This is a genomic window from Coprococcus hominis (ex Arizal et al. 2022) (assembly GCF_040094675.1).
GTDB lineage: Bacteria > Bacillota > Clostridia > Lachnospirales > Lachnospiraceae > Coprococcus_C > Coprococcus_C hominis.
Window position 1 is genome coordinate 107,699 of record NZ_JBBNHG010000038.1, and the last position, 25,766, is coordinate 133,464.

A 25,766-nucleotide genomic window follows, 5' to 3' on the forward strand; every position below is an offset into this window, starting at 1 on the left:
CTTTCCTATGTTACATCGATCATCCCCAACAGTATTAACACTATACAGAAACATAACCGCCCGTATTCTCATGTATTATCGCAGGATGATCTGCACCATCTCTTCCGCATTCTCTGCAAGATATCTGCAATCACAGGCTTCAAACTCTTCTTTACTGCCATATCCAAACAGTACACCGATCGTCTCGATTCCAAATGCTCTGGCACCGATTACATCGAACTCCCGGTCACCAACCATAATGATATCGTCCATCGAAGGTTTTCCCTGATCTGCCGCAATCCCGGCAAGCAGATACTCAATCACCGCTGCCTTTGTATCTCTTGATTTGTCAAAGGTACTGCCTGCAATGATATCAAAATATCCATCCAACTTCAGATGTTCCAGAATCTGTTTTGCATAAAGCTCCGGCTTCGACGTTGCCACATACAGATGACAACCACGCTCCTGAAGCGTCTGAAATGCAGCTTCCATCCCCGGCATAATACCATTTTGGTAGATACCCTTCGTGCTGTAATATTCCCGGTAATACAACACCGCCTGTTCTGCCTCTTCTTCCGAGAGTCCATGAAATTCCCGGAACGAATCCCGAAGTGGGGGTCCAATGTAAGGATACAACGTCGTCCGATCTTCTACTGTAATTCCAAACTTCGAAAGCGCATACAACACACCATTGATGATGCCCTCTTCCGGTTCCGTAATCGTCCCATCAAGATCCAAAAATACATACTTATACATATCAGTTCTTCAGGTACAGAATGATACTCTTTCGTGTGATAATGCCGATAAAGCAATCCCGGTCATCTACCACGCAGAGGAAATTCCGATCCAGAATCCTTTCCATAATCTCATCTTTTTCTACAGTATTTAATACTTTCGCGCCTTCGTCTTTGTTGACGATATCTGCTACCTTATACTTTGCGAGGTTCTCACGTCCGTGTTCCATGACCGCACGCAGGAAATCACCCTCACTGGCGATCCCGACATACCGTCCCTGGTCATCCACCACAGGGATTGCCGTATATGTGGCACCAAGCAGAAATGCAACTGCCTGATCCAGAGGATCATTTGCATTTAAGTACGTCAATGTGTGCTTCGGAATCAAAATACTAAATATATTCATATGTAACCTCCTGGCTCAAAATAAGCTGCTGATTGATTCGAACCAGCAGCTTATCCATAAGTCTCATTTTGCTTACAGCTGCTCTGCCATCTCCAGAAGCAGTCTCTCTGTCTTCTTCCATCCAAGGCAGGGATCTGTGATTGACTTGCCATAGCATCCACCACCGATTGGCTGATTTCCATCCTCGATGTAGCTCTCTACCATAACACCCTTGACCAGATGCTTTACCTCATCACTGTGTCTTCTGCTGTGCAGAATCTCATTTACGATACGAGGCTGCTCATCCCACTTCTTACCAGAGTTGTTGTGATTTGCATCCACAATACATGCAGGATTCACAAGCTTATACTTGCCATACGCCTCAGCAAGGTACTTCAGATCCTCATAATGATAATTTGGAATGGAACGTCCGCTCTTGCTCAAAGATCCACGTAGGATACAATGTGCCAATGGATTTCCATCGGTCTTTGCCTCATAACCGGAGAACAGGAATGTATGTTTTGCCTGTGCCGCCACACAGGAATTGAGCATGACAGCGAAATCACCGCTTGTCGGATTCTTCATTCCAACCGGAACGTCAATACCGCTCGATGTCAGACGATGTGCCTGATTCTCCACACTTCTTGCACCGATTGCCACATAAGATAAAATATCCTCGAGATATGGCCAGTTATCCGTATACAGCATCTCATCGGCTGCAGTCAGTCCTGTCTCACGGATTGCTTTGATGTGCATCTTTCGGATTGCCTTCACACCCTCGATGAAATCCGGCTTATCCTCCGGATTCGGCTGATGCAGCATGCCCTTATATCCGGAACCATTTGTACGTGGTTTGTTAGTGTAGATTCTAGGAATTACAAAAACCTTATCCTTGATCTTCTCTGCAACAGCTGCCAGTCTGCAGAGATAATCAAGTACGGAATTCTCATAATCTGCGGAGCAAGGACCGATGATCGCAATAAACTTATCAGACTCACCGGTAAATATCTTCTTGATCTCAGCATCTCTTTTTGCTTTGATCTCCTGTAACTCTTTGTCCATCGGATGCGCTGCGCGAATCTCTTCCGGCGTTGGAACCGCCTTTACCATATGTAAACCCATTTCTTTTTCCTCCAAATATTACTTATGCGTCTTTGTCAATATTCGTAAATACATATCTGAGCTGCTTTATTGCATACACAGCCTGACTTGCACACACAGACACAATTTATATTATAACATACTTACTCAATAGACTTCAATGATTCCGCCATATCTATTTTATCAATTTTCCGGCGCATCACCAGATCCACAATAATCAGGAATGCCAGTACAATCAGAACGCTATACAGATAACTGATATTCATGATTCTCGTTGCAAATGCCACCATATCGACCTGAATCTGGGACATAACAAACCGATGCAGCAAACAGCCAAGTGGAAGTCCGACAACGATTCCCATCAGCGTCAGTATGAAATTCTCCCGAAAAACATACGATCCTGTCTCTCGCGGATAAAAACCAAGTACCTTGATTGTTGCAATCTCCCGCACACGCTCCGTAATATTGATATTGCTTAAGTTGAATAACACGATAAATGCAAGCGCACCCGCACTGCCAATTACAAGTCCGACAACCGCATCCATCATCTTCATCATATTCTCCACACGGTCTTTGATGTCTGCAACAACTGAGACGCTCATCACATTGGAGAGTGCAGATAATTTCCCGCCTGCCTCATAAGCGGTACTGTCTGTATCGACATGCAAATACATTGTATTTGCCTCGCATGCTTTGTCAAAATACTGCTCATAGCATTCCGGTGTGATATATGCGTAGTGCCATACATAGTTTTCGAAGATTCCCGATACGGTCAGCGTCACATCTCCCGCATCCGTATCATGCAAGGTAATCGGATCGCCAACCGTCACATCCGCAATCTCCGCAATCTTCTTTGACAACATCACCTCACCGTTTCCCGGATAAGTGCCATTGCTGGTTGTCATGTCAAACTTCACAAAGCTTTCTAAATCTTCCGGCTCTGCAGCAATCAGATACACTGTTTTAATTGCAGAAGCTGCATGATATTCTACCGTGCTTTTGAGGATTGCTGTGGAATCCTCAAAGCCATCACCGACAGCATCCTCCACCTCCTGCTGTATATCCTCGTTATATGTGCCATTCAAGGTTACTTCCATATCGTAAGTATCGATATCACCATACTGAAACTCGGCCAGATTTGATACTGAATCCTTCACTCCAAGCCCCGTCAGGACAAGCGCCGTGCATCCGGCGATACCAAGCAGCATCATGAACATACGCTTCTTGAATCGGAATACATTTCGTGCGGTTACCTTATGTAAGAACTTCATCGGCTTCCAGATAAATGGAATCCGCTCCAGTAAGATACGTTTTCCTGCTGCCGGAGCCTTCGGCCGGATCAGCTCTGCCGGCATACACCGAAGTTCATTGATGCAGGCAAGGAATGCCGTTCCCATTGAGCAAAGCAGCGACACGATCAGGCAGATTACCAGAAGTCCTGGTGAAAAATAAAAGTCAATGCCTGTTCCGAAGTCATACAACATCTTATACGCCTCAGATATTACATATGGGAACAGATAGCTTCCTCCGAAAAATCCGATCACGCAGCCAAGGAACGCCGAGCTTCCGGAATAAATCAGATACTTCGCCATAATGCGTCCATTCGTATAACCAAGTGCCCGGTATGTTCCGATCTGTCCACGCTCATCATCCACCATACGTGTCATCGTCGTCGAACAGACAAGTGCCGCAATCAGGAAGAAGAAAATCGGGAATACCTTTGCTACGCCATCGACGATGTTCGTATCATTGTCATAGCACATATAACCGACATTCGTCGAACGATCCAGCACATACGTCTTTACATCTCCAAATGCTTTCTTCGCCGCCTGTTCTCCATATTCCTGTACGAGTGCATCCTGTTGTTCCTGCGTAAGAGGCTGTAACTGTTCCATCTGGGCTATCTGCTCCTGTGTGAGCGTTCCGCTCTGCGCATCCTGCATCATCGCCTGTAATTCTTGCTGTTGCTTTTCAACCGCGTCCTCCACAAGTGTCCTGCCCAGATCTGTCACAAGCCGGTCATACCGATCATCGGTAACCGCCTTCAATGCAGTCTCCATATCCGGTGTGACATCATCGATAAAATCATCATACGCATCCGTATAGATATCATAGGAATCCTGACTTTGTACATAGATTTCCTTATATGCATCAAAGGAAAATCCGCCTTCTGGAATAAAGATAAATGCACTGATCCGTCCATTTCCAAGATCCGTCGTTCCACGTTCGATATTGATATAGATTGGCGAATTCACCGTACCGACAACTTTGTATTTCTTGTGTGCAAATGCATCTTTTGTATCCTGCGTGTTGCTGTCCGCAATCTCAATTTCCTGTCCGATGATATCCTGTCCCTTGAACTGATATGCATCCACCACACATTCATCGTCTGCTTCCGGCATACGACCATCCCGCAGTTCCAGTGTATTCACATGCTCCGTAATGGACTGTGCGCGCAACACCTTCTCCTTACCATCCGCATCTTCATAGATCATATCCTCGTAGTAAGAGCCATCTGCCGCCAGCACATGCTCCTGCTTCCGCATTTCCTCTACCGCATCTGCATCAAATCCAATCGAAGAAAGCAGCCGGAAATCATAGAAGTTATGCTCTCGCAAATACTTATTTCCGGTTTCCACCATGCCCGGCTTTGTCACCTTCAGTCCGGAGAAAAATCCAACGCCCAGCGCAATGATTGCAAGAATTGCCAGGTACCGTCCCATACTCTGTCCAATTGTTCTACGTATATTTTTTCTATATGCCCGCATCTTCTATCACCACTCAATTTCTTCTACCGGTACAATCTGTTCATTCATCTTCACCGAAGCAATCTTACCACTCTTTACTTTAATGATCCGGTCTGCCATAGCCGTAAGTGCCTGATTGTGGGTGATGATCACAACGGTCATGCCACGCTTCCGGCTGCAATCCTGCAGCAGCTTTAAAATTGCCTTTCCCGTCTCATAATCGAGAGCACCGGTCGGTTCATCACAGAGCAGAAGCTTCGGATTCTTTGCGAGTGCGCGTGCGATTGCCACACGCTGCTGTTCTCCACCGGATAGCTGTGCCGGGAAGTTATTCATACGTTCTTCCAATCCGACATGGGCAAGCACCTCCGATGGATTCATCGGATCCTTGGACAACTGAGACGCGATCTCGACATTCTCCAGTGCAGTCAGGTTCGGGATCAGATTATAAAACTGAAATACGAATCCGATATCCCGCCGTCTGTACGTCGCGAGCTGTTTCTTGTTGTAATCCGAAACCGCTGTGCCATCCAGATACACCTCTCCTTCAGTCAGGCGATCCATACCGCCAAGGATATTGAGCAGGGTGGTCTTACCTGCACCGGACTGTCCCACGATGACACAGATCTCGCCTTTCCCGATCTCAAAGGATGCATCCTTTAAGGCTTCAACACTGACATCACCGGTCTTATAGGTTTTGCTTACGTTCTTAAACTCTACATAACTCATTTGCGTGTTCCTTTCTAATTTATCTGTGATAATTGCAAAATAATTCGATATACCCGAGTATAACATACTGTTTCCCTGCGATATATCAATTTCACGAAGCATATAATGTATTGCAACCAAGAAATACTAAATGTTCCAATCTACAATCTCTCATGCTTCCGCAGCCGCTGCCAATTCGCCATCCTTGGCTCTATTTATGGAACATCAAGTATTTCTAAGTTGCAAACATATCATATGCTTCATGAAATGATATATTGAAGGTGAACAATCATGTTATATCTCAGGCATATCCAATTATATTTTGCAATTATCTATAACTAATATTACTTCCTCCAGCTCGCGATTCTTAACAATACTTCCTTGTCAAGTGGATATGGACAAAGCGCAAGCTTCGCTTTATTTTCTACTACAATATCAACGACCTGACGGATGTTTTCTTCCGGCAGGATGCCGCAGTCGCTCACCACCTGAAAGAAATCTGCAAACTCGTCCACAGAAGAAAATCCAATTGTCGACAACAGATATTCCTGATCTGCCACATCTGCTTCACGGATATATCCCGGCAGGAAATATCCGATTGCAATGCCATGCGGCACGCCAAGTTCATACGTGATCGCATAGCTTAAGCTATGCGGAATCGTCGTTCCTGTCTGTGCAATCGCCATACCTGCGAGTGTCGATGCCAACAGGAAATTGCTGTAATCCTCGTCTGTCATCTCCCTCATACCAAGCAGGGCATCCTTGCTTCTCGCCCATACCTTTAGGCCCTGATCAACGAACATCCGGCTGTAATCCGTCGCGGTCGTATTCAGATAACTCTCAATCATATGTCCAAGCGCATCAATCGCGGTCTGTCCAATGACTTTCTTCGATGCGGTCTTCAGATATTTCGGATCTGCCAATGCAAGCACCGGAAATACACGGTGTGGCAGCGATGCCTTTGTCCGCTTCGCATGGACGGTAAGCACTGCGACACCAGTCACCTCTGAGCCGGTTCCACAGGTCGTCGGAATCGTTACAACTGGGAGCGCCTTTGTATGCGCGACATTCTCATACAGATAATCCGCATCCTTCTCCGGGTTGGCAAGCATAATCGCAATCGCCTTTGCCGCATCCATTGGCGAACCACCGCCAATCGCAATTACGAAATCCACGCCATTTCTTTTTCCAAACTCGGTCGCTTTCATAACCGTTTCCACAGAGGGATTTTCTTCGATCCCATCATACTGCACATGTTTCTTTCCATATGCATCAAGTGCTGCCTCCACATCTGCAAGCGCTCCATTCGCGCGTGCGGAATATTTTCCTGTCACAATCAGTGCGTAGCTTCCATAGCCTGCCAATTCCTCTGCATGTACCTTTACTGCATCTATCTCCTGGTATACTTTTGTTGGTATGTAATATTTCATATTCTGTCTCCAATCATCTGCCTGATTCCGAAGTTTCCCCGCGGTACAGACTTCTAATAATATGTTATAATGGATATCCATATTTTTCAAGCGTTGTTTTGTGAATTGTTTGTGTTTTGCGCAACCAAAAAGACATGACATACATTTTGATGTGTATATCATGTCTTTCTTTTTACTCAAACAATCTCATCAATACATCATAGACTTCCTTCGCCACCGCCAGTTTGTACATTAACCTGCTTGGTTGCTGTGGAATCTCGACAACATAGGACCTAACAGTACCTTTCAGGCTTATCGCAAAATAAACCTGTCCGGGAACCGATGCATCCGCATTGTCCGGATCCGTATTTCCCATCGTTCCGGTGACACCGATTCCGATGTCCGCACCATACATATTCGCGCAGGCGGTCGCCATGGCTTCCGCTGTCTCCTTCGAATACACCGTATACTTATGAATCACCTCAGCGGACACACCCTGCATGATCTTCGTCTCATTGCTATATGTAATGCTCGCACCTTTGAAGATGGCAGATGCCCCTTCTGTATCCGTAATCAGAGACGCAATCTGTCCGGCAGTCGCACTCTCCATCGTCGTGATCGACATGTTCCATTCGATCAGAAGTTCTGTCAATTTACGATAGTCTTGGCGGATATCTTTTTCCACATATTTTTTCTTGACTGGACGAACCTTCGGTTCTTTCTTCTTGTCTGTTTTTTCCTTTTTTGCATTCTCCTGCTTCTCTGTGTCTGGATTCTGCAAGAGTTTTGCTTCCTCACAGTATGGGCAAACTTTGTATCTGTCTCCGTTATAAAAATGATCATTTTCACATTTTCTGATATTCATAATTTTAACCTCGATTATGTTATTCATTTGAAAATTATCTTTATTATAACGTAAGTGCAGTAAAATAACCAGATGGATATGAATTTATAATACTATAAAATATTACATAATCATAACTACCAACTTTCCTTTAAAGAGCCTCTATTTATTTACCTTGCTGTCTGTAATTGATTTCGTATATATTCTTCCTATATCCGCTCGTATTTGCCGATATATAATTTTTCTTCTCGGTGCAAATACAATATGATACTTACATTCCCACGTGGTATGTGCTAAACTGTTTTTGTCCATTTGGATATCTCCTTGATATTTTTAGTGCGGTTGGTGAACCTACACTTTATATTATCATGGAGGTTTCTTTACTTGAAGCTAAAGCTCACTGGGAACCACCTGCATAGCAGGTGGTTTATTTTTCTGTCTATACAACCAAAAACTCCCCATTACGTCAAATGGGGAGTTTCCTTATTTTTGTTACCCAAAATGTTTTTTATTTTCTTCCAGAGTATCCTCTAATTGATTCTGAAAAGACCGAATTATCATTTCACTATCCAAAGACAAGTTTTCTGATGTCTCCTGCATTTTTAGATAAAATTCTGTCAATTTTTCACAATTCTGAATTAATTTGCTATACAAACTCTGTTTATCTGGCGGTGCAATTTTTTTTGCTCTTTTTAGTTTCTCATTCAAAGTGTCCATAAGTCGCAGTTTATTTTTAAATTCATAACTAATCTCCTGTAACTCACACACATTAAAAAAAACTTTCTTTGCCATTATTTTACAAACTCAGCAACAGCGGCAGCTGCCTTCAGTCCTTCTACTGCAACTTTAAATCCTGCCTTTGCCTCTTCAACACCTGTCCCGATTTCTGAACAAACTCATCCATATCACTGAGTGTAGCTATATTTATTCCATAACCATCTTCCTCAACTCCCCATAATACCTCCGGCTCACTGGAACCTCTATCTTCCCACACTTTATAGATGTACGGCTTATTTTCGATATATCTGCCATGCGAACCATAAAGCTCTGATGCACACGGACAAATCCATTATTGACCAGTTTCTCCTCAATATCGGAAATCTTCGAATAAAATGTCATCTCTCCACACCCCAGATGCAAGACGATTTTCCGTCCTCTGCTCTCTACATATTCTATAGATGCAATCGGGATTGTCCTCTTTTTCCGATTGATAATTGTCTCCAAATAACGGCCTTTTTCCCTTACTGACTCCACATTATTTTCAACCATATTACACACTCTCTCCTAAATGTTTTATCCTTCGCAAATCTATTTATTTTTACATAAATAATCTGTCATTTTTTACATAATAGCACATAAATTTTTGTTTTTTCGCGTTCATGCATAATTGGTGCGTATTCCGTCAAAATTGGTTTTTTTGCCTGTTTTTACTCCTCTTTTTTGCTCTGTTTATACACCTGATTGATCCCCGTAGACGCAAATCCAGACATAATTCCAACTGAGATTGCCGTAATAATATCCTCTGCCGGGAAGCTCTTCATTACATACATAGCAGGCACCGCAACGATTCCTCCCACGATGCCAACAATCACCGGAATCGTCTTATCGCTGATCTTCTTGCTCGCCTTACACCCGATTCCAACCAGATAACAAATGATCACAATCGGCAGCACCGTTACATAACTTGAAATATCCATCTTTTCTCCGCAAACATTCTCTTATACTATTTCTATGTCACGTCCGTTCAGATTGACAACAAAACAATCTGCTATTGAGATATTTTCTTATGTAACCGTAGAAAATATATTTGACGCTCATTTCGGACAACTATATAATGAACTTGATTTTAGAAACACCATGAACAACAGCATAAAAATATAAATCTGCAAATTACACATTTCTTGAAAAGGAGATTATAAAAATGATAAAAATAGATTTAATTACCGGATTCTTAGGTTCCGGCAAAACAACTTTTATAAAAAAATACGCCACCTACTTGCTGCAACAGGGAATGAACATCGGCATCCTCGAAAATGATTTTGGAGCCGTGAATGTTGATGCCATGCTGTTGCAGGATATCTTAGGTGATCACTGTACATTGGAAATGGTTGCAGGTGGCTGTGATGCCGACTGCCACCGCCGCCGGTTCAAGACGAAGCTGATCGCTATGGGCATGTGCGGCTACGATCGTGTCCTTGTAGAGCCATCCGGTATCTTCGATATGGACGAATTTTTCGATGCATTACACGAATCCCCCCTCGACCGCTGGTATGAAATCGGAAATGTAATTACCATCGTAGATGCCGATCTGGAACAGACATTATCCCAATCTTCCCGTTATCTTCTCGCGTCACAGGTAGCACAGGCTGGTGCCCTTTTATACAGTCATGTTCAGGAAGTAAGCCCGGAGAAACTTATCTCTACCAAAAACTATGTAGACCAATCCTTTGAGATTCTCCATACTGAAAAGAAACCAACTCCTTCTATTACAATAGAAAAAAACTGGGATGATTTAACCGATGCAGATTTCAAAGCCATCCTTTCCTCTGGCTATCATTCCGCAGATTACGCCAAATTATGGTTTGATGATAAGAAAACATACGACAGCTTATATTTTATGAATATGGATTTCACAGAAGAATTTCTGAAAGAGTCCTGCGAAAAAATCTTAAATGATCCTGCATGTGGAAAAGTATTTCGAATCAAGGGATTTCAGAAACTCTCTGATGGATCGTGGATTTCCCTCAACGTTACGCATCAAAAAACAGAAATTCAGCCAATTCCAAATGGTCAGGCAATCTTAATCGTCATTGGAGAAGGACTGAACCAGGCATCCATTGAAGGGTATTGGGGAAAGTCAAATATTTAATTCTGTTTTCATAATTTCTGCACACCTTTTGCACACCTAAGTGATTTTCAACCATTAAAAAACGGCGGAAACCCCTTGATTCTACGTGGTTTCCGCCAAATAAAAAAGATGCCCAGAGCCAGCGTTTCCCTTTCTTCCTATTATAATGCACATATATGCAAATGTACGAAAATAAGCCGTTTTTTAACAATTCTCAATACACGATCTATGCATATATGCGCACTTTTTTTGCACACCTGCTGCACACCAACTCACTCTTGTTGAATCGTATATGTCACTTTCATAGTCTTATCTGCCGTCTTTGTAACTGGCTTGTCCAGGTTGCTGATTGTTGCCAAATAGTTTTTCAGATAAGTGGTATATATTCTTCCGGAGTCATTTACAGTCATTTTATTTATTCCATTATTTATTATATACGGACGGGAACTATCATATTGCTTTAACTTTGACAATTTCATGCTTTTTGTTATACAATCAAATATAGCAATACGATTATTATTCGTCACATAGATTTTTCCGTTGCTATTTGCTATTTTGTTCAGATATATATAATCCATTTGTGTTTCATATTCATGCACATCTGTCGGATTTTTGGTATTGATCTCGTACAGTTTTTTGTTACCGTCACTTATGTATATATATTCATTATATGCATCTATTCCACCATCATTATACCAATTTGTCTGTGTGTTATTAGTTATATCAATCCGTTGCATTGTCATGTTCGTTATATCTAGTTTGAAGACTTGTAATGTTTTATTCTTATACGTTATACCTTTGTTTATGAAATAAATATATCTCCCATCGTTACATGTGCGACTCAAAGTTGACAATCCGTCAATCTCCAGATCGATTTGTTCATAGCTGATTTTATTTATGTCTTGCGTTTTATTTCTTTCTATATTAAACGGACTAAATGTTGATATCTCTGATGCATATTTATATACCTTAAACTTGTTAGCACTTAAACTTCCACCATAGATATACTGAGAGTCTATATAGAAAGTGGTTATTCCATCTATCGGTTCTCTTGCATTGCACAGATTGTAACTTCCATCTATATATTTGTTAACATTTGTAGGCTCACTTATACCAGCATCTCCAAACCCACATAGTCCCATGTCTCTATGTGTTAATGCTGCAGCCGCAATCACACCATTCGCCTGGTTGGTTGTCCAGTCGTATACATATGTCATTTTTTTGCTTGGCCAGTCAGCTACACTTTCTTCCTGATTATAGCTCCCCTGCGTCAACGCCTCATCAGCATTTGCTACATTAAATGCACCACAAGCCGTAGCCTCTATTCCGCCCGGCAATGTTGTTGCATCATCAGGTATTTCTTTGTCTGTCAAGACTATACCTCCGAACGCAACCTCTGTTGTTGGACATAATTCGTCCATTACTTTTCCAATGTTTAGATAATATCCATTATTGCTGAACATTTTCTCTAATGCAGCTGTCATATGATTGTCATGCTCAATCACTTCGGTCTCTCTGCATCCCCGAAGTTCCAGGCGTACATGTCCGTGAAACTTCGGTACCTGAATTTTGTTGATGTAAATATTTTTAAGTGCTGATTCCATCTTATTCCTCCTCATTTTTAAATTGATACTGAAACTCTGTCAAACTATCTGTTACTGTCGATACTATGAATGCAATTGTAAGTATCTTTGATTGTCCTACACTCTCATATGCCTGTAACATACTTCCTTCTAATGCATCCGTCAATATTTCTTCTTCTGTCCATGTCATACCTGCATCATAGGATAGCTTAACATTTATACCTTCATGGATTGCTGTTGCTCCGGTAATTCCATAGATACTTACATCCGACATATCACAAGTTGCCTGTATGATCTGTGGATGCGGTACCGCTTTGATCGTAATCATTGTATCTTGGATCGTGTCAGTTGCAGTCGTCCATTTGTATATCTTCGGTGATTCTAATTGCAAGATATAGTCCGATGCTGGTGCTGTATCTAACCCATGTGTCTCGAAATCTGCTGCCCGCAAGGTATCACCCGAAAGAATTATTTCGCTTACTACATTATCCTGAATCGTATAATATTTGTCTTCCGACCAGAGCAGATACTTCACAACCTGTTCTGTATCTCCATTCTCACTCACGGAATTGAGCACATCACTAACAATGGCACTCTGGATTGATTCAAATTCTGTCGAATCTAATTTGACGACATTCATCATGCCACGGTCTATGCTTTCGTTCGTCGATTTGTTGACAAATGTGCTCGCAAGCTTGAACATGTTTTCATCAATCGTCACATATCTGGAAGAGTATGTGCATTCGCTTTCGGTCGTGAACGTCCAGCTTGCAATGCCCCATCGGATTTCTGTCTTTTCCAGCAAGTTTCCAACCGATATCTGATTCAGCACCTGAATTGTCTGAAGCTGTTCCTCCACCACATTCCGTTCCACATCAATCAGTCCTGCAATAACTGTACATGTCAGAGCCTTTGATACTTCTATTGCATCCTTCAAGGCAATCTGCGTAAGCTTCTCTTCCAGTGTGATAAATCCATCCCATTCGACTGTACCAACCAATCCTTGACCATAGATAACCGCACGTACCGCTCCTTGGGCTATCGCAATGCTTCCACCAGTGATATTCAGCTTCACCAGCCATCGATTGATAGAGTTTTCTTCAATCATAAGCATATACATCAAACTCAGTATATGCTTTCCGTTTTTCCATGTCTCTGTCGGATTATATCCTATGATTGTTACTTCATTCAGCGTGTATTCAATAGTTCCGATCACATCCGCTTCCGTCGCTGTTGCTTCAAGCAGGATTTCCGCCTGAAAAAGCACTCCAATCGATACGGACGATGTAAAGCGGATATCGATAATTGCTTTAGATTCACCATCACCGATCTGGATTGCACTCGCATTCTCATAATTAAAAAATAATATCTCATTTGTTGATACGTTATTCCGCAGCCCTTCCAGATTCTTATCCGTCTTGCTCTTCGCTGTCGCAAGCGCCGGATCCGATCCAAAGCCGGTGATCTTATATCCTCCGTTGAATGTATAATCATACATCATCACACATCCAAGCTTTCCCGGAGCAATACCATCCGTGCACCGGATGATATCGCCAAGGTCATACATGGCACCACAAAGACAGCTTGTCTCAAACGGCACATAGTCAATCTGCAAAAGTGCTGTCAACACCGCACGCCGTATCTGTTCCTTATAGCTGTCAACACCATATTGCAGGAATGGATTGGAGCCAAGATTGTATGTCAGATAATTGTCCGGATCCGAACCGTAATAGCTTGTAGTATCGTCTGCCATATTCACGCACGACAGACCGGAATAACGCGTCTCAAACTTGCTGAATTTCGATCCAGTAAACCGGTTATGGTTCGTAAGTGTATCGACTACATTCTGTGTGTAGCTTCGGAGTACAAGCTTTCCTTCACGGTCCATCGTCGCAATTGTACCTGTTGCCTGTGCCACCCAAAACACAAAATCCTGCCATGTCTCGATATCATTCTCTGTATACAGTGAAAGGCTCTCTGTACCGTTCGGAAGTGCATCTACCTCCGCCTGCGTCATGCCAAGCTCCGCCTCGCAGGTTGTACATGCTAACGTAAGCAGCTCATATGGTGTTCCAATCGTGATATCAACGCTACAAGACCGATTGAAGCGAGCCATGTTGTCGTATGCTGTGATATCAACGCCATACTCTGTGTCATTTGCTTCTGATACTGTATAGACGCCAAGCGGTACATCTTCCCATGCAGTACCGTCAATCAAGAGTCCTTCTGAGACTATAATCTGTGCATTCGTCCAGTCCGGCACCTGCAGATCCGGCTTGAATGTGCATTTTAATTCTCCAATATACACAGAGCCGATCTTGACATCGTTCTGCTCGCTGCACTGATTCGTTATCGTGAAAGAACCGCTTAATATGTCATGATTGGTAAATGCAATCTTATTTACTGTTCCGGTCAGGCGGAACGTCTGTACTTTTCTTTTTGTTTGTTTCAGATATTCTTCTGATACCTGATACATGCTACCGCCTCCTCATATAATATGTATCGCCCCCTCACATTCTGGTAACACCACATCGCTTTCGCTCTGTGGTATATCATCGGACACATCCTAAATATGTGCTTTGCACATATGTGTCCTCCTCGTTCGGCGGCAAGTCGTCAGAAGCATCCTAAATCATTCACTTCGTTCATGATGCTTCCTCCTCTTATAGCTCTTCCGCACTGAAAGATACCGTCCAATACCCTTGTGTGTTCTGGCTATATTCCGAATTCTTCTCCAGATCGCAATCAATACTCTCAATCCTCACCGTATACTCCGCTTCATCAATCTGCAGTTTTACCGACTGCATATTCGCATATCCAAGCAGCTTGTTCTTCCATCTCGAAGATACCTGGAATTTCAACGAGCCGGAATACTTCCCGGCTCGCACGTCAATTGCAAGATCGTCTCCTGCTTCTGACTGAAATGTATTTGATACCTTGCTGAAGCTTTCTGAATAATCGATTGGATTTGGTACACGTTCGCCATTGATTTTTACATATTTGTTCAGCATTATCTTCCTCCGCTTCTGTAATTAGTGATCTGGTTCGCACGTACAATGATGTCATTTAATTTTGACTGTCCGATATATACCGGGATTACAATATCGCCTGCTGCCATTGCTGTCTGATTACCTGCAAGTGCGGCTTTCATCTCACGTGCCACGGCCGCAATCCATTTCTCGTTTTGATCAAGCGGTACAACCGCCTCGGCGCCATTACCTTCGAGCAAGCCGACCTGTCCCTTTGCAAGCACACCGCCTCGTTCCAATTGCGGTACTCCAAGCTTACTGATCTTTGACAGGCTGACACCCGGTATTTTGTTGATCACACCGATTACGGCATTGATTGCACCGATGAAGCCGTTTATGATTCCGATTGCCTTGGATAAGACAAAATTAACGGCTGTTTTTACTGCTCCGGAAATCGCATTGCCGATTGCCATACCTGCACTTTTGAAGATGCCTGTTACAGAGTTCCATACGCCTGAAAAGAAACCGCCTAATCGATTGAAGATACTTGTTATGCCATTCCACGCCTGTTGGAATATGCCTGTGAAGAAACTTCCAACCGTGCTGAATACATTCCTTATGCTTGACCATGCGTTTGTCGCAACGGACACGATTCCATTCCATATGCCTGTAAAGAAGCTTCCAATCGCCTGAAAAGCAGATGTGAAGAACTCCTTAAACGCCGTGACAAGCTGTGACACCTTCTCACAGAAAGATTCCCATACAAACTGTGCCACCTCAACGATTGCATCCCAGTTTTTAATTACTACGATAATTGCAGTGATCACAGCAATTACCGCAGCGGCAATCAGAAGAAACGGACCAATTGCAGTGACAACTCCGGTGATGGCCGGAATCATGGTTCCTGTAATAAACGTAGATGCGGTACCCATCCATGTTGTGATAGAACCGACTAAAGACACTATCTGACCGCTAAATGTAATGATATGTCCCACCGATGATATGAGTGTTCCTATCACCACAAGTAGCGGTCCTATCGCCGCCGCTATTGCAGCAATCTTTACGATCTGCTGTTGTGTCTCCGGATCTAAGTCACGGAACTTTTGTACAAGCTCCTGTATTTTCCCGGCTATCTGCTGAACGATTGGCATCAAGATCTGACCGATTGATATTGCGCAGTTTTGGATCGCTGTCTTTGTCTTTTCAAACTGGATGGACGGATCCGAAGCTTCCAGCGTATCAAATGCTTGTTGCGCTGTACCTGCGGAATTTCCAAGTTCTTTAACTGCACTTGTAAAATCTGTTGTATGCTGGGTTATTGTTGCCGCTGCCTTCGCGGCTTCCTGTGAACCAAACATATCTGCAAGACTCATTCCGCTACTGTCCGCTTCATTCTGTATAATCTGTAACACATCTGACAGATTATATCCCTCATTCATCAGCTCACTAAACGACTTGCCCGTCTTTTCTTTCAAGATGTTTGATGTCGTGCTTCCGGATTTCCCAAGTTCATTCAGCATACCATTGATGTAAGTTGTAGCTTCCGCTGTACCTATACCATTTTTCGTAGTTGTAACATATGCCGCACTTAACTGGTCCAAATTGACACCATACATCGCCGCTGTTGGAATAACTTTACCCATGGACGCACCCAGTTCATCTACAGTCGTTTTACCAAGATTCTGCGTTGTGATCAGCTTATCCGATACGGATGATACCTGATCTGCAGATAACCCATATGCATTTAAGGCTGTTGTAAGCGTATCCGTCGCCGTTGTCATGCTTGTAAATCCAGCTCTTGCAAGTACGTTTGCCTGTTCTACAAATCCAACAGCATCCTTGGTCGACTGACCTGCGGAGATTGCCTGATACGATGCTTCCGCAATCTCCGCAGCACCCATACCTGTACTGTCAGACAACGCCATAATCGAAGAGTCGAGATCATCTAACGGTGTCTGTGTTGTATCTGCGATTGTGGACAGCTTCGCCAATGCGGAAGAGTAGTCCGTCGCTTCTTTGACCGCCGCGGTACCTCCTGCCACAACCGGCATCGTAATTGTTGCTGTCATCTTTCCGCCAAGTGCCGATACCTTATCTCCTACACCTGTAACCTTTTCTCCAAGCCCGGATATGTTGTTGCCAACTTCCTTGATATGCGCGCCTGCTGCCTGCATCTGACTTCCCAGCACAGACGATGCCTGTCTTGCCTGCTTTTCCAGATTCGACAGCTCATTCGTCGTTGTAACAATTTCTGCCTGCAACGCATCGTATTCACCCTGTGTGATGTTTCCAAGTTCAAGTTCTTTTTTTGCGGATTCGGCAGCCTGCTTCTCCATATCAAGTTTTTCTTTTGTTTCTTTGATTACTTCATTCAAAGCATTCTGTTTTGCTTTGAGAAGATCCACATTTTTCGGATCAAGCTTGAGTGCTTTCTCCACCGAATTCAATTGACTTTTCGTTGTTTTGATCTCTGAATTGGCAGCTTTCAGCGCTTTAGTAAGCCCTGTTGTTTTTCCATCGATTTCAATTGTAATTCCCTTGATTTGTCCCACGTAGCCACCCCCTTTTACATAGCTGCAAATTTGTCAAAGTCATCCTGTGTCGCCTTGAGTGGGTAGTTATACGTGTCGTTGCTGCTCTCAATCATCATGTCGAGCACATCTCCATGTGTTAACTCCTCAAGGTCCTGCATCGATATATGTAGTGAAAAAGCCCGCAGCATGAAGATGTTTGTATTCATCTCCCTTACTGTGGGCTTTGGTCTTTTTTTAGTTCACTTGTGGTCGTAATATTGCGATTCCATACATTCAAGATGGATGTAATTGCCGCGGGATTTTGGAAGTCTGCTTCTTCAAATTCTTCCATCCATGCAATGTACCCTTCTTCTGAAGCTTCCTTAATCTCCTTTCGGTTTTGCATGTTCATCACATACGCAAGCTTCGATGTATATTCAATAGCATCAAGCTTGTCTACGTCTTCTACGTTTTCCAGCTTCGCAAGATCCTTTAACAGCTCGCGCTTAAAGATCTGCTTGTATCGAATCGCAGTCGCTGCGTTGCTCTCAACTGCTACTTCTCTCTGTCCAATTCTGATCACTGATCTCATAGTATCCTCCGTTTCTGTTGCACCGGTGCAACTTTATATATTTGCAAGAAAAATGGGACGGTATCTTCTACCATCCCATTTCATAATGATTGATATTAACCTGCTGCCTCTGTTTGTTCTGCCGATGTTGGCTCCCAGACTTTTGTGTACCATTTCTTATACACGTCATCTGTTGTATTTGATCCGGTTGTTGCCTTAACCAGATTTTTTTCCTTGCCATTGATCACGTTGACATCCGGACGTGGTGCAGCCGTAATTGTTACAGATTCTGTCACAGGCTCGGTACTGTCTTCTTTGGTCTGAGACGCAACAGAGTGTCGTGTCAGTGAGCAACGATATAATACATGTCTGCGTGCCTTTTTATCTCCTGAAAACTCAAACAAAAGCGCAATATACTTCTGTTCGTCCGTCGAGGATTCAACGAGCACACCATCGACCTCTTCCTGTCCCATTACTTCAGTTTCTACTTCCTCCGGCACAAGCGCAGATTCAAAATCTCCCTCATAACCGGAATTGCTTGACAATACGGCATACGCGGTATCATCCGCATAAAACGTGTTGGATTCTCCGGACGGATCAAGCGACAAACTTACTGCTCCCGGCCATTTCTTTGGCGTACTGTATGTACTCTTGATCGTTCCATCCTCCTGCTCCGTCTCTGTGATAATCGCATAATGTGTATTTTTCAATCCAAACTTAATCTTATTTTTTTCTTTACCCATCTTTATATTACCTCGCTTCCTATATGGTCTTAGCTTCGTATATGGTCATAAATACTTTCTGCTCGTTCTCGAACTCGTCTGTCATGCTCCACGGAATTTCTGCTTCATTCAAAGCATCTTCGATCATCGCTTCCAGCTTCTCATTCTTCTTCGTACTGTACAGCACCGCACGCATGGAACTAATCTTCTGATACACCTTGTCATCTGCGAAGAAATTACTATCCGCATGGCATGTGTATGTGACGTATGGTACTTTGGTGCCTACAGGTGCATGGTCATAGTGTACAGTCACACCCGGTACCGACAAGACTTTCTTTACATCTGCAATCGTCATCCTTTTCCCACCTGCCTTTTGAATTCTTCCGGAAACTCATCCTGTGCCCATGCTTCTACTGGAGCAATATGTTCGTGTGCAGCGGCGTGTCCTCGCACCTCTCCATTGATGATGATGTCATGTCCGTTCTCAAGAAGATGTGTCAACTGGTACTGCTCGTTATACACAGTCATTCCTTCTGATGTTTTCTTGTATTTCCATCCATTTTTGTACTTTTTTCCTCTTTTTGCACGCTTGTTTTTGGGTGAGGTCTTTTTCAGCTTCTTTACAGCTTCCTCGGCTGTTTTCTCCGCTGCCGTATCAACCGCAGTGTGCACATGATGCTCAAACGCCGAAAAAATCGATTGTAATTCCATATCAAGCTGTCCAATTTTAATCGTCTTGTTCGACATACGTCACCCCTGCTTTCTCTTCAGCATAAAGCTCGATCGTATCGGAATCTGTACGCTCATAGGTGCGATAGATCCCATATACCTTGTCTTTGTACTTCACAAGCTCTTCGCCGTTGTAATTTACCTTATCTGTGTCAAAGCGATACTTCGGATTCATACCGACCTGCCCGGCTTTGAAGAATTCCTGACGATCAACAGACTGTACTTTGCATATTACTGCACGCTCGGTCTTCTCAACGACAACCGGATTGCCGATATCATCTGTCCCAGTCTTAACCGCGATCAATATGATTTCGTCATCCATCCTCTTCCACCTTCGCTTTCTGCGCAAACAGGCGATTGTTGAGTTCATACCGTAACATGCGCGGCATCTCCTCTCCGGTTGCTCTTTTGCGCCACATCCACGCCGCATAGCTTATGATAAGCTCCTCATCATCCACAGGTGGATCCTCCGGGAAGGTGATACCCTCCCGTTCGATCCGTTTCTTTGCAGTCTGCAGATACTGACTCAACCGCTTATCATACACCGTGGCAGAAATTCCAAGGTCGATCTTTAACATTGTCAACTTATCTGCATCTGTCATAGATTACTCCTTACTTGATGCAGCCGCCTTATTTGCTGTATCTTCTGCAAATGTCATATCAGCCGCTGGTGTAGTTCCAAGGATTCCGATTGCTACGAAGCCCTCTGCAATCACCGGAAGACCGTCATATCGTGCCAATCCCTTATATACTGTCTGATCTTCCAGGAACTTCACATGCTCGGACTGTGTGATCTGTGCGCCCTCACGCTCGGCAAGGAGATATAAGTCACCATACCCGCCGACAATTACATTGTCCGGGATGAAATCGAGTGTTTCAATCGCACCACCAACGATTGGCATGGTGTCCCCCATTCCGGTAGCGATTGCGCCCGCTGCATTAAAGCTGAGTGCCTCTGCTACGAGCTTGGTCTTGGTTGTCTCGTTCATAGCCCAGAAGCGATTACCTGTTGAATACTTGCCCTTGGCATTCCCTGATGCAATCACAATCTCCTTGAACAGATCAACACCCTTCTTTGCGGCTGCAATTGATACAATGTTTGAGGAAGAAAGATTCTTCCACTCACGCGCTGTATCCGGGTAAGTCTCCGGTTTTGCCGCCTGCGCCAGACGTGTGACGACACCCGTTGGCATCTTCTTTGATGTACCATAAAGGATTGCCTTATCAAGTGCCAATCCGATAGACTGTCCAAGCGATGTGATGATGGTTGATGCAAGATCAATGTCGGAATCCTTCAGCACGGCATTGTTGATTACCATATATCCGGCAACCTTGTATCCATCTACCTCCGCATCGTTGAACACCAACGACAGCTCGTTGATAGCTGCATTCATCTCTGTCCAGACTGCTTCCGGAATCGTGCCCTGAATCGTCTGTCTTGCCTTACCCGGCACAGACTGCACACGTACATGCTTATAAAGCTTTGAGTACTCCTCGATGTTCTCACGAAGAAGATCAAGCATCACGCTTGGAATTGTAAGCTCTGCACCTGTGATTGCACGATTCTGTGTTCCAAGTGTACGCACGCGCTCTAAAAATGCATGTACATCGTCACGCGCGAAAAACGCATCACGCTCCTGTACTGTCATACCAAAAAACTTCTTTCTTGTTGTTTTCACTGTTTCCACTCCTCTCATTCTTGCCTCTGGTACCGGTTCTGCCTGTCTCTGCTTGCTTTCGAGTTCTGCAAGCTCGGACTCTGTATCCGATACTTCTTTTTCCAGAGTTCTCACTGACTCGTCATTTTCTTCCTTGTCCTTCTCGTACTGCTCTACTTCCTGTGCCACTGCCTCCTTCTCTTCGTCTGTCTGTGCTTCCTCAATAGCTGCTTCCAGCTCTTTCTCACGTGTTGCAAGCTCCTTTGCCTTCTCACGTGCCTCTGTGAGCTTCTTTGTGACTTCGCTCAGCTTCTTTCTGAGCATGATAACCTTTAACATGATCCATTTCCTCCTTTTAATTTTTGCTTCATGTCAAGTTTCCACACCTCATTTTGTCGCGCCCGGATTGTGTCTGCATCTTTCTTTCTTGCATTGACACTCGTCTCCTCGTATGCAGGGAACGTGCACACGGATACTTCGTACAGTTCCACCTTCTTGATTGTCCAATGCACCGAACCATCCTCATGAACCTCAGTCTCTTCATCCAGAATGTCAAAACCAAAGCTGCACTGATCCACGTCATGCCGTTTTACTCTCGCATATAAGTTCATTGCATCCGAATCATCCGGATTGATGTCTATATGCCCCCAGAGTCCACGTTCATCCTGTCGTAGTGTCAGTGTACCTGCCTTTGTCCGACCAAGTACAAGACCAGTATCATGATTGATCAACGCGCGTACATCACCTGATACTGTATCTGTGAACGCTCCCGGCGCCACACTCTCACTCATACCAGGCATTATGTTATAGGTGCTATTAAAAACGGCGAAGTAACCTTCAATCGAAAGTGCCTCGCCGTCTTCTCTCGTATTAAATTCCGATGCGACAGATCGTATCTGTCGAATATGTCTATCCATTGCTTTCTCCCTTCTGTACCAATTTTTTCTGTGCTGCTGCCATGTCCCACGGTATATAGTTTTCAAGCACTCGAAGTTCGTCCAATCCTTCCCTTGGCGACATTCCTATCTTGTCTCTGACTTCATTTCCAGTCACAAAACCACGGTCTGACAGCGAACCGAATACGGATGCTATCGTCGTCAGATCCCAATCCATCACGGACATGGCATTGAACTTGATGTACATATTCGGACTGTATATCAGTTTCCGCGTCATCTCCTGCTGTAAGCCTGTGACAATCGTCTTTATTTTCGTCTTGACAAAATAGTTCCACTCGTCCTGCTTGTATGCTCCAACGCCAAGCACGAACGCAGGCACCCCCAGAATTGCGGCTACACTTTGCTTGTCCAACTTTACATTGTCAGATATCGCAAGATCTGACAGAGACAACGGCTTGATCTGTTCTATCTCAAACTGCTCCGCAGGTATCAGCCACGGTGCACCGGCTTCTCCAGAATTCATGTACTCATTGATCAGCTTCTGTCTGCCCTTTGGCGACGAGAATTCTTCCGTCATTCCATCCACTTTGACGATCAGGCTTGGCTTGTACTTACTCTTCATGAAAGCGTTTGTTGTGATCTGTGCCTGCCGCAGGTTATCCGCGACGTCTTTCAACTGTGCTGTAACGCCCTGCCCTTTGTACAGGTATGTCTTATCCGGATTATATACAAAGTGCATCACCTCATCCGGGGCATAAGGGATTCCATCAATCATCACATGATATCTGGTGTAATCGCCCTGATATGATACTCTGTTTGCAGCCACCGGCTCCATATCAGACAGATATCCATCTTCCGTGTATACTTTCACAACCGAATTGCCTTTGCCATACAGGAGCAGATTCATCACAATCGCTTCTATAAACGTCTGCCGCGTCATGGTACTGCACGGGTTTATATCAATCTTTCGTGACAGTTCATTGATCACACGCTCGTCACCCCGTTCGGTGTTCTCCATGACGTGAATCGTCATTGCTCCAACCACTTCTGCAATCTTACGGCAGGCTGCTACAATCTCCGGGTTCTGGTCCAGAGATGTATAACCATCACCGCACAGGATGTCATATGCTTCCGCGCTTCCGATCAGCACCGCCGATCGTCTTGCTTTTCTTAGTGCCCGCTGTATCACGTTATTCTTTTTACTCATCTTCATTCTCACCTCCCCACCAGCTCTTTGATTTCTCGCTCTTTTCGAGCGAATTCAAGTATCTGACGCACGCAAACACACTCGAATCGAACAAGTCGATACGTGCCGTCGGTTCTATCTTCTCAAATTGGATCATGTCGTCGGTCTTCTCAATCGCATGTACATTCTGCACGCAGTACTCATAAGCATCTGAATGCAGGTAATACAACGTTCCATCTTTGGCAGATTTCTCAATATGCCGGAACCCCTCCGACTTCACGTAGAAATACTGTGGCTGGTCGACTATACGGAACCCTGCCTTTTTCATCTGGATAAAGTACTCACGTGCAAACTTCTTATCGTGACCAACCTGCTTGATCTTAAAGCCTTTGCTCCGCATCTCCTTGAACCAATTCACAACGTCTCCAACGTTAACCGTCGGCGTGTTGCACATTGTGAGCCAGCCATCATCCCTCCAACCGAATAAAGGTATGTTGTCTTCATCTGCTTTCCTTGCTGCTTCCGCAACCGGGAAAAAGGCATGTGTGATGATGATATCCACGCCCTTGTAATGTCCAAACAGTGCTGCTGCCGTAAGGTCATGCAGCTTCGACAAGTCGGCACCGCCGTACCAGTCGATTTTCATTTTTGCGAGATCCTCCAGTGTCCAGCTATACTTTTTATCAGAATTTTGGAACTCTTTGATATTAAAATATGCTTTCATCGCAGTTGTATAGATATTCAACTGCCTGCTCAAAAAGTCCTTGCGCTGTTGCGGATCATTCTGTGCCTGTATTGCATCTGCCAGAATCGCTTCTGGTCGGATTGTCACACCATATCCGGGGTTTGCTTTTTCGTGCTGAATCGGATTTGTGAAATCCACGTTGCCATTTTCGTCCTGATCGGCTCGTGATACGAAACAAAACAAATTATCATCCTTCACAGTTCCATCCAATATCTTATTCGCGTATTCCAGACGTCGATAGCAGAATGAGTTCATGTTATCGCCTGCGGTTGTGATACCGATCATCAGCTTGTTTGTGTATGCTGCCATTGCTTCCTTGAATCGGTTGTACTGCGATGCTCGCTTGAACGCATGCACCTCGTCCGCGATAGCTATATTGCAGTTGAACGAATCCTGCGTGTCCGGATTGCTGGCAAGTGCTTCGATGTACAGGGAACCCTCCGGCTCTTCATTCTCGTTGTAAAACGTGTACTCAATAGAGTGCTGTGCATTGTTATTCAGTACTTTGAACTCACCTATCATGCCCTGGTATCGCAAAGTATGCATGATATCGTCGAAGCTCTGCTTTGCCTGTTTCAGTGCCGCTGCAACAATATAGATTGTCGCACCTGATTTACGCTCTAATAACCCCAGAGCAAAAGCCAGCGCCGCTATAAACAGTGTTTTCCCCTGCTTTCGCGGGACAAAAATAAAGGCCTCTTTGTATCGTCTGATCTGAGTACCTTTATAGTAAAAGCCTATTAAGTTATATACGATGAATATCTGCCACGGCTGCAATATCAGCGGTGTGTTCCGCAGGGAATGTCCTTGCAGGTCCTCGCCTTTCACATGCACCATCACCCGCTCGATGATATTGATCACAAAATCCGGCTCTTTCGTGTGCAGTTCAAGATCATCGCGTTCCAGATCCGCCAGGAACCGTTTGCACTCTCGTACATTGTTTCCGGCAATGATCTTTCCAGCGACCACATCTTTCGCGTAGTGGATTGCCGCCTGCTTGTATGACTTAGCCGCCAATGTCCCGCAGGATGTCTCCTAACGCAGACACCTTTTTCCCTTTGATTGCTGATTCATCAATTTTTTTCAGCCCTGCCGGTGTGAGCCCCAGATCTCTCCAGTATGAAAGTGCAGATGTGTTCATATCACCCCAGCTCACTAATAGTGGATTTTTGGTCATGTTGGTACTTCCGTTTTTGTTCGTATGCTCCACTACAGGTTTGGCACCGGTTTCAACGTATTCCTGATAGATTTTGTCACGCTCTGCAAGTATATTTGCGAGCGTATCGATCATCGGAAGGAAAGCGTCTCGATACGTGCCAACCGCCTTGGTTGCTGATATTATTCGATTTTTCCATGCTGTCTTTTTCACCCGGTTTCCCCCTTTCTCAAAAAATCCTGCGTATTTGGAAAAGGCTCCACCCACCGTTCTATCCTCCGG

At 44.2% G+C, this 25,766-nt stretch carries 27 protein-coding genes and 1 pseudogene; 1 reads left to right on the forward strand and 27 read right to left on the reverse strand.

Annotated features, from left to right (window positions below; all coding sequences use genetic code 11):
* Positions 1-75 precede the first annotated feature (75 nt).
* The 11 genes and pseudogenes from AAAT93_RS11810 to AAAT93_RS11860 form a co-directional block, all read right to left on the reverse strand.
* A complete protein-coding gene (locus tag AAAT93_RS11810) occupies positions 76-735 on the reverse strand; it encodes an HAD hydrolase-like protein (RefSeq protein ID WP_021984403.1) in 660 nt (219 codons plus the stop codon).
* A gap of 1 nt (position 736) precedes the next feature.
* A complete protein-coding gene (locus tag AAAT93_RS11815) occupies positions 737-1,120 on the reverse strand; it encodes a CBS domain-containing protein (RefSeq protein WP_117780288.1) in 384 nt (127 codons plus the stop codon).
* A 72-nt stretch (positions 1,121-1,192) separates the two neighbouring features.
* Complete coding sequence (locus AAAT93_RS11820; protein ID WP_021984405.1) at positions 1,193-2,221, reverse strand: 3-deoxy-7-phosphoheptulonate synthase; 1,029 nt, start codon at positions 2,219-2,221, stop codon at positions 1,193-1,195.
* 122 nt (positions 2,222-2,343) lie between these two features.
* Entirely contained in the window at positions 2,344-4,923 is a 2,580-nt protein-coding gene (locus AAAT93_RS11825; RefSeq protein ID WP_227573447.1) for an FtsX-like permease family protein, read from the reverse strand.
* Positions 4,924-4,974: 51 nt separating this feature from the next.
* On the reverse strand, positions 4,975-5,676 hold the full coding sequence (locus AAAT93_RS11830; RefSeq protein WP_021984407.1) for an ABC transporter ATP-binding protein: 702 nt from the start codon (positions 5,674-5,676) through the stop codon (positions 4,975-4,977).
* Positions 5,677-5,999: 323 nt separating this feature from the next.
* The gene (locus AAAT93_RS11835) at positions 6,000-7,085 is read right to left on the reverse strand and encodes an iron-containing alcohol dehydrogenase family protein (protein WP_021984408.1); all 1,086 of its coding nucleotides are present in this window, start codon (positions 7,083-7,085) and stop codon (positions 6,000-6,002) included.
* 172 nt (positions 7,086-7,257) lie between these two features.
* A complete protein-coding gene (locus AAAT93_RS11840; protein WP_117780285.1) occupies positions 7,258-7,929 on the reverse strand; it encodes a CinA family protein in 672 nt (223 codons plus the stop codon).
* Positions 7,930-8,109: 180 nt separating this feature from the next.
* Positions 8,110-8,220: pseudogene (locus AAAT93_RS11845) on the reverse strand (IS200/IS605 family transposase); the annotation flags it as partial.
* Positions 8,221-8,400: 180 nt separating this feature from the next.
* Entirely contained in the window at positions 8,401-8,700 is a 300-nt protein-coding gene (locus AAAT93_RS11850) for a hypothetical protein (RefSeq protein WP_117780284.1), read from the reverse strand.
* Positions 8,701-8,832: 132 nt separating this feature from the next.
* Positions 8,833-9,177: a LytR/AlgR family response regulator transcription factor gene (locus AAAT93_RS11855; RefSeq protein WP_117780283.1), complete on the reverse strand. Its 345-nt coding sequence runs from the start codon at positions 9,175-9,177 to the stop codon at positions 8,833-8,835.
* A gap of 158 nt (positions 9,178-9,335) precedes the next feature.
* Positions 9,336-9,605, reverse strand: a complete 270-nt coding sequence (locus AAAT93_RS11860) for a phage holin family protein (RefSeq protein ID WP_021984411.1) — start codon at positions 9,603-9,605, stop codon at positions 9,336-9,338.
* 224 nt (positions 9,606-9,829) lie between these two features.
* Here AAAT93_RS11860 and AAAT93_RS11865 point away from each other — a divergent pair, with 224 nt between their 5' ends.
* Positions 9,830-10,777: a GTP-binding protein gene (locus AAAT93_RS11865; protein WP_117780282.1), complete on the forward strand. Its 948-nt coding sequence runs from the start codon at positions 9,830-9,832 to the stop codon at positions 10,775-10,777.
* Between the two features lie 251 nt (positions 10,778-11,028).
* Here the strand turns inward: AAAT93_RS11865 and AAAT93_RS11870 are convergent, their stop codons facing one another.
* The 16 genes from AAAT93_RS11870 to AAAT93_RS11945 form a co-directional block, all read right to left on the reverse strand.
* Positions 11,029-12,360, reverse strand: coding sequence for a hypothetical protein (locus AAAT93_RS11870; protein WP_227573449.1), 1,332 nt, complete (start codon positions 12,358-12,360; stop codon positions 11,029-11,031).
* 1 nt (position 12,361) lies between these two features.
* Entirely contained in the window at positions 12,362-14,815 is a 2,454-nt protein-coding gene (locus tag AAAT93_RS11875) for a hypothetical protein (RefSeq protein WP_227573450.1), read from the reverse strand.
* A 187-nt stretch (positions 14,816-15,002) separates the two neighbouring features.
* Positions 15,003-15,350: a hypothetical protein gene (locus tag AAAT93_RS11880; RefSeq protein ID WP_227573451.1), complete on the reverse strand. Its 348-nt coding sequence runs from the start codon at positions 15,348-15,350 to the stop codon at positions 15,003-15,005.
* Entirely contained in the window at positions 15,350-17,860 is a 2,511-nt protein-coding gene (locus tag AAAT93_RS11885) for a phage tail tape measure protein (protein ID WP_227573452.1), read from the reverse strand. The genes AAAT93_RS11880 and AAAT93_RS11885 overlap by 1 nt, the downstream gene beginning before the upstream one ends.
* A gap of 14 nt (positions 17,861-17,874) precedes the next feature.
* On the reverse strand, positions 17,875-18,000 hold the full coding sequence (locus AAAT93_RS11890) for a hypothetical protein (RefSeq protein ID WP_279325202.1): 126 nt from the start codon (positions 17,998-18,000) through the stop codon (positions 17,875-17,877).
* Positions 18,001-18,053: 53 nt separating this feature from the next.
* Positions 18,054-18,413 (reverse strand): hypothetical protein, encoded by a 360-nt coding sequence (locus AAAT93_RS11895; protein ID WP_227573453.1) that lies wholly within the window; start codon positions 18,411-18,413, stop codon positions 18,054-18,056.
* Between the two features lie 95 nt (positions 18,414-18,508).
* A complete protein-coding gene (locus tag AAAT93_RS11900) occupies positions 18,509-19,135 on the reverse strand; it encodes a major tail protein (RefSeq protein ID WP_227573454.1) in 627 nt (208 codons plus the stop codon).
* Positions 19,136-19,154: 19 nt separating this feature from the next.
* Entirely contained in the window at positions 19,155-19,469 is a 315-nt protein-coding gene (locus tag AAAT93_RS11905; RefSeq protein WP_227573455.1) for a hypothetical protein, read from the reverse strand.
* Entirely contained in the window at positions 19,466-19,861 is a 396-nt protein-coding gene (locus tag AAAT93_RS11910; RefSeq protein ID WP_227573456.1) for an HK97 gp10 family phage protein, read from the reverse strand. Before AAAT93_RS11910 ends, AAAT93_RS11905 begins: the two co-directional genes overlap by 4 nt.
* The gene (locus AAAT93_RS11915; protein ID WP_118671883.1) at positions 19,842-20,165 is read right to left on the reverse strand and encodes a phage head closure protein; all 324 of its coding nucleotides are present in this window, start codon (positions 20,163-20,165) and stop codon (positions 19,842-19,844) included. Before AAAT93_RS11915 ends, AAAT93_RS11910 begins: the two co-directional genes overlap by 20 nt.
* Positions 20,158-20,445 (reverse strand): hypothetical protein, encoded by a 288-nt coding sequence (locus tag AAAT93_RS11920; protein WP_118671881.1) that lies wholly within the window; start codon positions 20,443-20,445, stop codon positions 20,158-20,160. Before AAAT93_RS11920 ends, AAAT93_RS11915 begins: the two co-directional genes overlap by 8 nt.
* 3 nt (positions 20,446-20,448) lie before the next feature.
* Positions 20,449-21,840: a phage major capsid protein gene (locus AAAT93_RS11925; RefSeq protein ID WP_227573457.1), complete on the reverse strand. Its 1,392-nt coding sequence runs from the start codon at positions 21,838-21,840 to the stop codon at positions 20,449-20,451.
* Positions 21,834-22,418, reverse strand: coding sequence for an HK97 family phage prohead protease (locus AAAT93_RS11930; protein WP_117780270.1), 585 nt, complete (start codon positions 22,416-22,418; stop codon positions 21,834-21,836). Before AAAT93_RS11930 ends, AAAT93_RS11925 begins: the two co-directional genes overlap by 7 nt.
* Entirely contained in the window at positions 22,411-23,610 is a 1,200-nt protein-coding gene (locus tag AAAT93_RS11935) for a phage portal protein (RefSeq protein ID WP_227573458.1), read from the reverse strand. Before AAAT93_RS11935 ends, AAAT93_RS11930 begins: the two co-directional genes overlap by 8 nt.
* Positions 23,597-25,345 (reverse strand): terminase large subunit, encoded by a 1,749-nt coding sequence (locus AAAT93_RS11940; protein WP_227573459.1) that lies wholly within the window; start codon positions 25,343-25,345, stop codon positions 23,597-23,599. Before AAAT93_RS11940 ends, AAAT93_RS11935 begins: the two co-directional genes overlap by 14 nt.
* Positions 25,335-25,751: a P27 family phage terminase small subunit gene (locus tag AAAT93_RS11945; protein ID WP_227573460.1), complete on the reverse strand. Its 417-nt coding sequence runs from the start codon at positions 25,749-25,751 to the stop codon at positions 25,335-25,337. The genes AAAT93_RS11940 and AAAT93_RS11945 overlap by 11 nt, the downstream gene beginning before the upstream one ends.
* Positions 25,752-25,766: the final 15 nt, after the last annotated feature.

Bases quoted from the DNA above. Each gene is read 5' to 3' on its own strand.
- AAAT93_RS11810 (WP_021984403.1), bottom strand. From the start codon at position 735: ATGTATAAGTATGTATTTTTGGATCTTGATGGGACGATTACGGAACCG.
- AAAT93_RS11815 (WP_117780288.1), bottom strand. From the start codon at position 1,120: ATGAATATATTTAGTATTTTGATTCCGAAGCACACATTGACGTACTTA.
- AAAT93_RS11820 (WP_021984405.1), bottom strand. From the start codon at position 2,221: ATGGGTTTACATATGGTAAAGGCGGTTCCAACGCCGGAAGAGATTCGC.
- AAAT93_RS11825 (WP_227573447.1), bottom strand. From the start codon at position 4,923: ATGGGACGGTACCTGGCAATTCTTGCAATCATTGCGCTGGGCGTTGGA.
- AAAT93_RS11830 (WP_021984407.1), bottom strand. From the start codon at position 5,676: ATGAGTTATGTAGAGTTTAAGAACGTAAGCAAAACCTATAAGACCGGT.
- AAAT93_RS11835 (WP_021984408.1), bottom strand. From the start codon at position 7,085: ATGAAATATTACATACCAACAAAAGTATACCAGGAGATAGATGCAGTA.
- AAAT93_RS11840 (WP_117780285.1), bottom strand. From the start codon at position 7,929: ATGAATATCAGAAAATGTGAAAATGATCATTTTTATAACGGAGACAGA.
- AAAT93_RS11850 (WP_117780284.1), bottom strand. From the start codon at position 8,700: ATGGCAAAGAAAGTTTTTTTTAATGTGTGTGAGTTACAGGAGATTAGT.
- AAAT93_RS11855 (WP_117780283.1), bottom strand. From the start codon at position 9,177: ATGGTTGAAAATAATGTGGAGTCAGTAAGGGAAAAAGGCCGTTATTTG.
- AAAT93_RS11860 (WP_021984411.1), bottom strand. From the start codon at position 9,605: ATGGATATTTCAAGTTATGTAACGGTGCTGCCGATTGTGATCATTTGT.
- AAAT93_RS11865 (WP_117780282.1), top strand. From the start codon at position 9,830: ATGATAAAAATAGATTTAATTACCGGATTCTTAGGTTCCGGCAAAACA.
- AAAT93_RS11870 (WP_227573449.1), bottom strand. From the start codon at position 12,360: ATGGAATCAGCACTTAAAAATATTTACATCAACAAAATTCAGGTACCG.
- AAAT93_RS11875 (WP_227573450.1), bottom strand. From the start codon at position 14,815: ATGTATCAGGTATCAGAAGAATATCTGAAACAAACAAAAAGAAAAGTA.
- AAAT93_RS11880 (WP_227573451.1), bottom strand. From the start codon at position 15,350: ATGCTGAACAAATATGTAAAAATCAATGGCGAACGTGTACCAAATCCA.
- AAAT93_RS11890 (WP_279325202.1), bottom strand. From the start codon at position 18,000: ATGCAGGACCTTGAGGAGTTAACACATGGAGATGTGCTCGACATGATG.
- AAAT93_RS11895 (WP_227573453.1), bottom strand. From the start codon at position 18,413: ATGAGATCAGTGATCAGAATTGGACAGAGAGAAGTAGCAGTTGAGAGC.
- AAAT93_RS11900 (WP_227573454.1), bottom strand. From the start codon at position 19,135: ATGGGTAAAGAAAAAAATAAGATTAAGTTTGGATTGAAAAATACACAT.
- AAAT93_RS11905 (WP_227573455.1), bottom strand. From the start codon at position 19,469: ATGACGATTGCAGATGTAAAGAAAGTCTTGTCGGTACCGGGTGTGACT.
- AAAT93_RS11910 (WP_227573456.1), bottom strand. From the start codon at position 19,861: ATGTCGAACAAGACGATTAAAATTGGACAGCTTGATATGGAATTACAA.
- AAAT93_RS11915 (WP_118671883.1), bottom strand. From the start codon at position 20,165: ATGGATGACGAAATCATATTGATCGCGGTTAAGACTGGGACAGATGAT.
- AAAT93_RS11920 (WP_118671881.1), bottom strand. From the start codon at position 20,445: ATGACAGATGCAGATAAGTTGACAATGTTAAAGATCGACCTTGGAATT.
- AAAT93_RS11925 (WP_227573457.1), bottom strand. From the start codon at position 21,840: ATGTTAAAGGTTATCATGCTCAGAAAGAAGCTGAGCGAAGTCACAAAG.
- AAAT93_RS11930 (WP_117780270.1), bottom strand. From the start codon at position 22,418: ATGGATAGACATATTCGACAGATACGATCTGTCGCATCGGAATTTAAT.
- AAAT93_RS11935 (WP_227573458.1), bottom strand. From the start codon at position 23,610: ATGAAGATGAGTAAAAAGAATAACGTGATACAGCGGGCACTAAGAAAA.